The 2,771-nt window shown below is 59.8% G+C and carries 3 protein-coding genes; 1 reads left to right on the top strand and 2 read right to left on the bottom strand.

Features of this window, described 5'->3' with window-relative positions; translation table 11 throughout:
• Positions 1 to 31 precede the first annotated feature (31 nt).
• The gene (locus tag FEM54_RS29825) at positions 32 to 1,330 is read left to right on the top strand and encodes a mechanosensitive ion channel family protein (protein WP_138453987.1); all 1,299 of its coding nucleotides are present in this window, start codon (positions 32 to 34) and stop codon (positions 1,328 to 1,330) included.
• A 104-nt stretch (positions 1,331 to 1,434) separates the two neighbouring features.
• Here the strand turns inward: FEM54_RS29825 and FEM54_RS29820 are convergent, their stop codons facing one another.
• Entirely contained in the window at positions 1,435 to 2,301 is an 867-nt protein-coding gene (locus FEM54_RS29820) for a carboxylate/amino acid/amine transporter (protein WP_138453986.1), read from the bottom strand.
• 203 nt (positions 2,302 to 2,504) lie between these two features.
• The coding region (locus FEM54_RS29815) for an NAD(P)H-dependent oxidoreductase (RefSeq protein WP_171045937.1) at positions 2,505 to 2,771 on the bottom strand (267 nt) is incomplete at its 5' end.

Genomic DNA, 2,771 nt, shown 5'->3' with positions numbered 1-2,771 from the left:
GTGTTGTCTTACAGAAGAATCGGTTTTACCCATGGATATCAAACAGCTCTGGCTCAACGTCCAAGACCTTTGGGGCGCCCTCGATGAACACCCGCTGCTGCATGCCAGCCTGGGTTTGCTGATATTGCTGGTAGTCGCCCTATTGGTCGGACGGGTAGCACGCTACCTCATCCTCCACGCCGTCAAACTGCTCGGCCGGCAACCGGCGCTGCACTGGCTCAATGACCTGCGGCATAACAAAGTCTTCCACCGCCTGGCGCAAATGACGCCCTCGCTGGTGATCCAGTTCGGCCTGTACCTGGTACCCGACCTGAGCAAGACCGCCACTCTGTTTATCGGCAATGTGGCGCTGGCGTTCACCATCCTGTTCATGACGCTGGCCGTGAGCGCCCTGCTCAACGCCTTGCTGGATATCTACGCGCGCACCGAACATGCCCGCACCCGCTCGATCAAGGGCTATGTACAGTTGGCAAAGATGGTGCTGTTCGTGTTCGCCGCGATCATCATCGTCGCCACCTTGATCGACCGTTCGCCGCTGTTGCTGCTCTCGGGTCTGGGTGCAATGTCAGCGGTGATTTTGTTGGTGTACAAGGACACGCTGCTGTCGTTTGTGGCCAGCGTGCAGCTGACCAGCAACGACATGCTGCGGGTCGGCGACTGGATCGAGATGCCTCAGGTCGGCGCCGACGGTGACGTGGTGGATATCACCCTGCACACGGTCAAGGTGCAGAACTTCGACAAAACCATTGTCTCGATCCCCACTTGGCGCCTGATGTCCGAGTCGTTCAAAAACTGGCGCGGCATGCAGGCTTCCGGCGGGCGCCGCATCAAACGCAGCCTGTATATCGACGCCAGCGGCGTGCGCTTTTTGCGCGACGACGAAGAAGTGCGCATGACCCAGGTACACCTGCTCACCGACTACATCAGCCGCAAGCAGGCCGAACTCAAGGCCTGGAACGCAGCTCAGGGCCATAGTGCGCAACTGTCGGCCAACCGCCGCCGCATGACCAACCTCGGCACCTTCCGCGCCTACGCCCTGGCGTACCTGAAAAGCCACCCGGACATCCAGCCGAACATGACCTGCATGGTGCGCCAGATGCAAACCACCGCCCAAGGCGTGCCGCTGGAAATCTACTGCTTCACCCGCACCACGGCGTGGGCCGATTACGAGCGCATCCAGGGCGATATCTTTGATTATTTGCTGGCGGTGTTGCCGGAGTTTGGCTTGAGCCTGTATCAGCAGCCGAGTGGCAATGATTTGCGCGCGGGGATGGTGCCGGCGGTGTTGGGGGCCAGCCATTTGCCAGCCCTGGAAAACGAATCTGCCTAACGCCATCCATTCCCTGTGGGAGCGGGCTTGCCCGCGATAGCGGTGTATCAGTCGAAATATTTGCCGACTGACACCCCCTATCGCGGGCCGCTCCCACATCTGGATCAGCTTATGACCGGCACCTTGCGCACACCCAAGCGACTGATCCACACCGCCCCCAGAATCACCAAACCTCCCAACGCCAAGCGCCCCAGCGGCTCGTGCTGATTCCAGATCAGCAGGTTCAGCAACAACCCCACCGGCACATGCAGGTTGTTCATCACCGCCAATGTACCGCCGTTGACCAGGCAGGCGCCTTTGTTCCACCAGTACATGCCCAGCGCAGTGCTGACCAGCCCAAGGAACACCAGCACGCCCCATTGCAGCGGCGCTTCGGGCAAAAAGTTGGTTTTTCCGAACAGCAAAAACGCCGGCAACACCACGATCAAGGCGCCCAGGTAGAAGTAGCCGAAGCGCCGGTAGTGCGGCAGGTCGCTCGGATAACGCGCCACCAGGTGCTTGTACATCACCTGCCCGGCGGCGTAGGTGAAGTTGGCCAGTTGCAGCAGCAAGAAGCCCATCAGGAAGTTCGGCGTGATCTGGTCGAAGCGAATCACCGCCGCGCCGCCCACGGCCACCAGCGCAGCAATCAGCGCCCAAGGGTTGAATCGGCGGTTAAGCGCGTCTTCGATCAGGGTCACGTGCAACGGCGTGAGGATGGTGAACAGCAACACCTCCGGCACCGTAAGTACGCGAAAGCTCAAGTAAAGGCATACATAGGTCACGCCGAACTGCAGCGCACCGATCAGCAACATGCCGCGCATGAAGGGAGCTGCCACCGAACGCCAGCGGGTCAGCGGGATGAAGATCAGCCCGGCCAACACCACGCGCACCAGCACGGCGAAGTAGCTGTCGACGTGACCGGCGAGGTATTCGCCGATCAAGCTGAAGGAAAATGCCTGAATCAGGGTGACAACCAGTAAGTAGCCCATGCGCGCCTCGTTTCGAATGGGCGGGACATTAAAGGTTTTCGCCGTTTACTGAAACTCAAGGCAAAAAAAACCCGACCTCGCTAAAGCGGCAGTCGGGCAGGAGCACTCAGGAGCAACAAGTGCAAAGGGAGGTTCGATACGCGTACTTGAAGGGTTTGCGTGGAGCGATATAAACACCACGCGATTATGTGACGATTAAAACGTCAGGCGACCTGTGCCAGCAGCGCTTTGGCGTGGTTGATGCCCTTCTCCTGGAAGTCACCGCTCAAGTTCACGCCTTCGGCATGAATGAAGGTGACGTCATGAATCCCGATAAAGGCCATGACCTGGCGCAGGTACGGCTCCTGATGGTCGGAGCTGGCGCCGGTGTGGATGCCACCGCGTGCGGTCAGCACAATAGCGCGCTTGCCGGTCAGCAAACCCTGCGGGCCGGTGGCGGTGTACTTGAAGGTCACACCGGCACGCAACAC

The sequence above is a fragment of the Pseudomonas edaphica genome, assembly GCF_005863185.1.
Taxonomy (GTDB): Bacteria; Pseudomonadota; Gammaproteobacteria; order Pseudomonadales; family Pseudomonadaceae; genus Aquipseudomonas; species Aquipseudomonas edaphica.
The sequence above is the reverse complement of the archived record's forward strand: the minus strand, read 5'-3'. Positions and strand labels throughout refer to the sequence as shown.